Below are 6,285 nucleotides of genomic sequence, written 5' to 3'. Positions count from 1 at the left end.
CTGTCTGGGATTGCCAGCCAACTTTGCACGAAAGGCAGGGCGAACCGACAGGAGACGGGTGACAGTGCCGCGATGCGCACCACCGCGCTCCGTTTTGCGGCTTACCCTGAAAACCGTGCGGACAGATAACCAGATAGCGGACGAGTCACGGAAAACATCAGAGGCGGTCCGTGAACGGACCGGCCTGCTCACACGCAACAGCTACCCAACCAGACAGCTACGACTGCATAGCCACACAGCCGGCTTGAGAAGCCGACCGGCATCACAGCCTGGGCTTTGCATCAAGCTTTTCCGAAGCCACCGCCGCCAGGCGTATGGATTTCAAAAATATCGCCAGGCTGCATCTCGGCCTGCCCGATGTGCCCGAGTGTTTCGATCTGGCCCTGTGCCCGGACCACAACGTTCTGCCCGACCTGCCCGGCCTGGCCACCGGCCATGCCGAAGGCCCCATATTTTCGCCCGTTCGACAGGATGCTGGCCGTCATGGTTTCGAGGAAGCGCACGCGGCGCACACCGCCGTTGCCGCCCTGCCAGCGGCCCGCGCCACCGGAGCCCTGCCGGATCTCATAGCTTTCCAGCCGCACCGGGAAGCGGAACTCCAGCACCTCCGGGTCGGTCAGCCGCGAATTGGTCATGTGCGCCTGCACAACAGAGGTGCCGTCAAACCCCGACACCAGCTTGCCTGCCTCATCCAGCTTTCCACCAGCACCCGAACCACCCGAAATGGTTTCGTAGTATTGGTGGCGGGCATTGCCGAACGTGAAGTTGTTCATCGTGCACTGGCCGGCTGCCATTACGCCCAGCGCGCCGTACAGCGCGTTGGTGATGCAGGTAGACGTTTCCACATTGCCCGCCACCACTGAAGCCGGCGGGTTCGGGTTAAGCATGGAGCCCGCTGGAATCATGACCTTGAGCGGCTTCAGGCAGCCCGCGTTCAACGGGATGTCGTCGTCAACCAGGGTGCGGAACACGTACAGAACCGCCGCCATGCACACCGCCGTCGGTGCATTGAAGTTGTTGGTCTGCTGCGGCGATGTGCCGGTGAAGTCGATCTCGGCGCTGCGCCCTTTGACGTCAACGCGGATGGCCACCTTGATCTGGGCACCGTTGTCCAGCGGCAAAGTGAACTCGCCATTCTTGAGACGCGTGATCACGCGGCGCACCGATTCTTCGGCGTTGTCCTGCACATGGCGCATATAAGCCAGCACCACCTCCAGGCTGAAGGTGTCCACCATCTTGCGCAGTTCCTGCACGCCCTTTTCATTGGCGGCGATCTGCGCTTTCAGGTCGGCCATATTCTGCTGCGGGTTACGGCTCGGGTATTTGCCGCTTTTGAGCAGTGCAATCATTTCTGCCTCGCGCAACACGCCGCGCTCCACCAGCTTGACGTTATTGATCTGCACGCCCTCTTCTTCAATCAACGTCGAGAACGGCGGCATGGAGCCCGGCGTGGTGCCGCCGATGTCGGCGTGGTGGCCGCGCGAGCCCACGTAGAACGTCGGCTGTGTGGCCGCGCCAAGATAGACCGGCGTAATGACGGTGATGTCGGGCAGGTGCGTGCCACCATGGTAAGGATCGTTCAGCACGTACACATCGCCGGGCTGCATCTTGCCGGCGTTCTCGCGAATCACCGTCTTGATGCTTTCGCCCATGGAGCCCAGATGCACCGGCATGTGCGGCGCATTGGCGATCAGGTTGCCTTCGGTGTCAAATAACGCGCAGCTGAAGTCCAGGCGCTCCTTGATGTTGACTGAGTAGGCAGTGTTCTGCAGTTGCAGGCCCATCTGCTCGGCAATGTTCATGAAGAGGTTGTTGAAGACCTCCAGCAGCACCGGGTCTACCGTGGTGCCCGCCGCAAATTTCACGGCACGTTCGGCCCGGCGGTCCAGCACCAGGTGGTCGAGCGCTGTCAGCGCGGCCTCCCAGCCGGGTTCCACGACAGTGGTGGCGTTCTTCTCGGCAATGATGGCCGGCCCAGAGATGATGTCGCCCGGCCGCAGGTCTTCACGGACCACCAGCGMGGCGTCATGCCACTGGCCGCCGGAGTACATGCGCACGGTTTCGCGGCGAGGGACTTCGCGCGGCTCATGCGTGGTGTGGCGCGGCTCGGCGGGCGCGTCGCCAGCCACCACCGACTCCACCGACACGGCCTCGACCACCAGGCCCTTTCCCTGCATCAGGAAGGCAAAACGCTGGCGGTATGCCGATTCAAATCCGGATGCGATCTCGTCCAGCGTGCCAAAGGGCACGATGAGCGCCGAGTCACTGCCTTCATAACGCACATGCACGCGGTGATGCGTGGTGATGCTGCCGCTGCTGACCTGCTGGCGCTGCAGTTCAGCCTCCGCTGTCGCGGCAAGTGCATTGAGCTTGTCGGCAATTTCGGGAAGCACTGCAGGCGAAAGCTTGAGCTCCACCGCCTGCTCACGGATCACATTCTGGTCGGCCAGGCCCATGCCATAGGCGCTCAACACCCCCGCCAGCGGGTGCACAAACACCTTGGTCATGCCCAGCGCATCGGCCACCAGGCAGGCGTGCTGCCCGCCCGCACCGCCGAAGCATTGCAGCGTGTAGCGGGTCACGTCATAGCCGCGCGCCACCGAAATTTTCTTGATGGCATTGGCCATCTGCTGGACCGCGATGTTGATGAAGCCTTCAGCCACCACCTCGGCACTGCGCCCGGTCTGCCCGGCCAGTTCGTTGAACTGGGCCTCTACCGCCTCGTAACTCAACGGCTCATCGGCATTGGGACCAAATACTTTCGGAAAGTAGCGCGGCTGCACCTTGCCGACCATCACATTGGCATCGGTCACCGCAAGACGCCCGCCGCGCCGGTAACTGGCGGGGCCTGGGTTGGCGCCCGCGCTTTGCGGACCCACCCGAAAACGCTCGCCGTCAAACTTGAGGATGGAGCCGCCGCCCGCAGCCACAGTGTGGATGCTCATCATGGGCGCCCGCATGCGCACGCCGGCGACCTGGGTTTCGAACTCGCGCTCAAACTCACCCGCGTAGTGCGACACGTCGGTGGAGGTGCCGCCCATGTCGAAGCCGATGACCTTGGCGTGACCCGCGATGGCCGCGGTGCGGGCCATTCCCACAATGCCGCCCGCCGGGCCGCTCAGGATGGCGTCCTTGCCCTGGAATACATGCGCATCGGTCAACCCACCGGAAGACTGCATGAAAAAGAGCCGCACGCCCGGCATCTCGCTGGCGACCTGCTCTACATAGCGGCGCAGGATGGGCGACAGGTAGGCGTCCACCACGGTGGTGTCGCCACGGCTCACAAACTTCATCATCGGGCTGGTTTCATGCGAGGTGCTGATCTGGGTAAAACCCACCTCGGCCGCGATGCGCTTGGCGGCCTTTTCGTGCGCCGTGAACCGGTAGCCGTGCATAAAAACGATCRCAATGCTTCGCAGCCCTTTCTGGTACTGCGCAAGCAGCTCCTTTTTTAATAGCACTTCGTCGAGCGCCTGAAGTACCTCGCCCTGTGCGCCCACACGTTCCTGGGCCTCCACCACCGCGCTGTAAAGCAATTCGGGCAGCACGATGTGGCGGTCAAACAGCCGGGGGCGGTTCTGGTAGGCAATGCGCAGCGCATCCCGAAAGCCGCGCGTGGTCACCAGCAATGTCGGCTCACCCTTGCGTTCCAGCAGCGCATTGGTGGCCACGGTCGTTCCCATCTTCACGCAGTCCACCACGTCGGCGCGTATCGGCTCGCCCGTTTTCAGGCCCAGCAGGTGGCGGATGCCGGCCACTGCCGCATCACGGTACTGCTCCGGGTTTTCCGACAGCAACTTGTGCGTGACCAGCGAGCCGTCGGGCTTTTTGGCCACGATGTCCGTGAAGGTGCCGCCGCGGTCTATCCAGAATTGCCAACGGTCGCCGCCCGGTTTTGAAGTGGTGTCTTGCATGGTTTTTTGATTTCAGAGTTAACGTGTTCTTTGCTGAGCTCTATGGATCTTCATTGATCTTATGTGCCGTCAGGCCTGGCTCGACGCAACGCTGTGCGGCGCTGCCGGTCGGGAGTTCTTGTCCGGAAAATTGGCTATCTGTGACCTGCCAATGTACCCAAGTACCGGCGCGAGGTGCTGGATATCGGGCGCGCCCCGCAGGGCCGTCGAAGCAGGGCACCAGGGATAGGGAAGACCGGCGACCCAATCCATCACCTCGCCTGTGTGCGAGGCCGGCAGGGCTTGCATGGTCGCTATGGTGATCGAAAGGCTTTCCGCCAGACACGACGGCGGCAAAAAACACCAATCGTAGCGGCCGCAGCCGACACGCACGGCGCGGCTGTCCTTTTCCGTCATGACAACCAGCCAGTCACAGCAAAATACCTGCGTGTCGCCCTCTGGTGGCGAGCCCAGGCAGAAGGTGTAGACATTCTCAAAGGACTGCCCAAAACGGCGCACCAGCACGTCGCCGATGGCATCCCTTCCCCGGGAGACGGGGGGGAACGAGATCGCACCGGTGTGGACGGTGACTTGCAGCAGGGCATCGTCCGTAAAGGCTTGCGCCAGCAGGTGAGGCCGGTTGCCATCCTTGGCATGAAGGTAGGCGGCAATGGATGCGGAAGGAGTTTTCATGCGATTCGGAGCCTGCGCTTATTGCGGCATGTAGTACGGCACGAAAATATCATTGGCCTCATTGCCCACCGATCGTATCCACTCGCGTGAAAACTTCTCGCCCATGCGCTTGATCTCGGTGTCCAGCTCGGGGGGAATGCGTTCTATCTTCACGCCGTTGGCGCGCAATTCCTCGGTCGCGCTGGTCGCCAGCGCCTGGCTGGCCTGCCAGCCGCGGACTTCCGCCTCACCCGCCGCCTTGAGCACGGCGGCGCGCGTCTCGGGCTTCAGTGCATCGAAGACCTTGCTGTTCACAAACACCGCATTTTTGGGAAACCAGGCATTGATCTCGTAGTAATACTTGATCGGGCCCCACACCTTGTTCTCCACGCCGGTCAGCGCCGACGTGATCATGTTGTCCATTCGGCCTTCGGCCAAGGCCTTGCCCACATCGACCATCGCCACATCCACCGGCTTGGCGCCCAGCATTTCCGCAATGCGCATGGTCGTCTGGTTGTAGGTGCGCATCTGGGTGYCGCGAAAGTCCGTCGGGCCCCGCACCGGCTTGTTCGAATGCAGGCCTTGCGGCGGCCATGGCACGGCATAGAGGAGCTTCATGCCATGCTCGGTGAAATGCTTTTCAAGGCCGGGCCGCTGCAGCTTCCAGAGGCGCTGCGCGTCCTTGTAGGAGGCAACGACGAACGGAATGGAGTCCGCACCGGCCAGCGGAATTTCCTTGACCATGCTCGCCATGATGGTTTCGCCCGCTTCGGCCTTTCCCTGCTGCACAGCCGCGCTGATGTCCGCCAGCTTGGCCAGCGTATTGTTGGGGTACACCTGTATGACCAGCTGTCCGCGCGTGGCCAGATCCACATCGCGCCCAAACTGCAGGAGATTTTGCGTGTGGAAGGACTCTGCCCGGTAGCCCGTGGCCAGCTTCCAGGTTGTCTGGGCCATCACGGTGGAGACGTGACCCAGCGAAACCGCGCACAAGGCGGACATCAAAAGCTTTTTCATGGGAACTCCTGAAAGGAAGTGGCTGCTTGCTGTTGGACTACATATGACGTGGCAGCCACAGCACCACGTCGGGAAAGAAGTAGGTAATCAATACCGCAACAATCATGAGGAAGAACAGGGGGAGCGCCGTGCGTGCGATCCAGGTCACCTCGCGCCTGGTCAGGCCCTGGATGACAAAAAGATTGAAGCCGACCGGCGGCGTGATTTGCGCCATCTCGACCACCAGCACGATGAAGATGCCGAACCAGATCAGGTCGAACCCGGCGGCTTCCACCGTCGGCAGCAACACCGCAATGGTCAGCACGACAACCGAGATGCCGTCGAGAAAACACCCGAGGACAATAAAGAAAGCAATCAGCCCCAGCATGAGCATGAAGGGAGAGAGATGGAGTGCGCCGATGAATTCAGCCAGGTGCCGCGGCAGGCCGATGAAACCCATGGACAGGGTCAGGAAAGCCGCGCCGGCCAGGATCAGGCCGATCATGCAATAGATGCGGCAAGCGGCGACCAGCCCTTCCTTGAACTTGCTCCAGTTCAACGAACCTTCAATGACCGCGAGCACGAGTGAGCCTGCCACGCCCAGTGCGGCGGCTTCGGTGGCGGTGGCGATGCCGCTGTAAATTCCGCCGAGAACAACCACAATCAGCGACACGACCGGGATCAGGTGGCGCGAGGCATAAATCTTCTGGCCGAAACTCATGGC

4 protein-coding genes are annotated in these 6,285 nt (G+C 61.9%); all 4 read right to left on the bottom strand.

Annotated elements, in window-relative coordinates:
* Positions 1–281: 281 nt before the first annotated feature.
* The gene (locus AC1D0Z_RS14630) at positions 282–3,914 is read right to left on the bottom strand and encodes a hydantoinase B/oxoprolinase family protein (protein WP_477658952.1); all 3,633 of its coding nucleotides are present in this window, start codon (positions 3,912–3,914) and stop codon (positions 282–284) included.
* Positions 3,915–3,983: 69 nt separating this feature from the next.
* Positions 3,984–4,586 (bottom strand): nuclear transport factor 2 family protein, encoded by a 603-nt coding sequence (locus AC1D0Z_RS14625; protein WP_477658951.1) that lies wholly within the window; start codon positions 4,584–4,586, stop codon positions 3,984–3,986.
* An 18-nt stretch (positions 4,587–4,604) separates the two neighbouring features.
* Positions 4,605–5,582 (bottom strand): TRAP transporter substrate-binding protein, encoded by a 978-nt coding sequence (locus AC1D0Z_RS14620; protein ID WP_477658950.1) that lies wholly within the window; start codon positions 5,580–5,582, stop codon positions 4,605–4,607.
* A gap of 37 nt (positions 5,583–5,619) precedes the next feature.
* Positions 5,620–6,285: TRAP transporter large permease subunit (locus AC1D0Z_RS14615; protein WP_477658949.1), on the bottom strand; the 666-nt coding region annotated here is incomplete at its 5' end.

Source organism: Polaromonas sp. P1_E3 (assembly GCF_056405935.1).
This window is presented reverse-complemented; position numbering and strand designations above follow the sequence as displayed.

Bases quoted from the DNA above. Each gene is read 5' to 3' on its own strand.
- AC1D0Z_RS14625 (WP_477658951.1), bottom strand. From the start codon at position 4,586: ATGAAAACTCCTTCCGCATCCATTGCCGCCTACCTTCATGCCAAGGAT.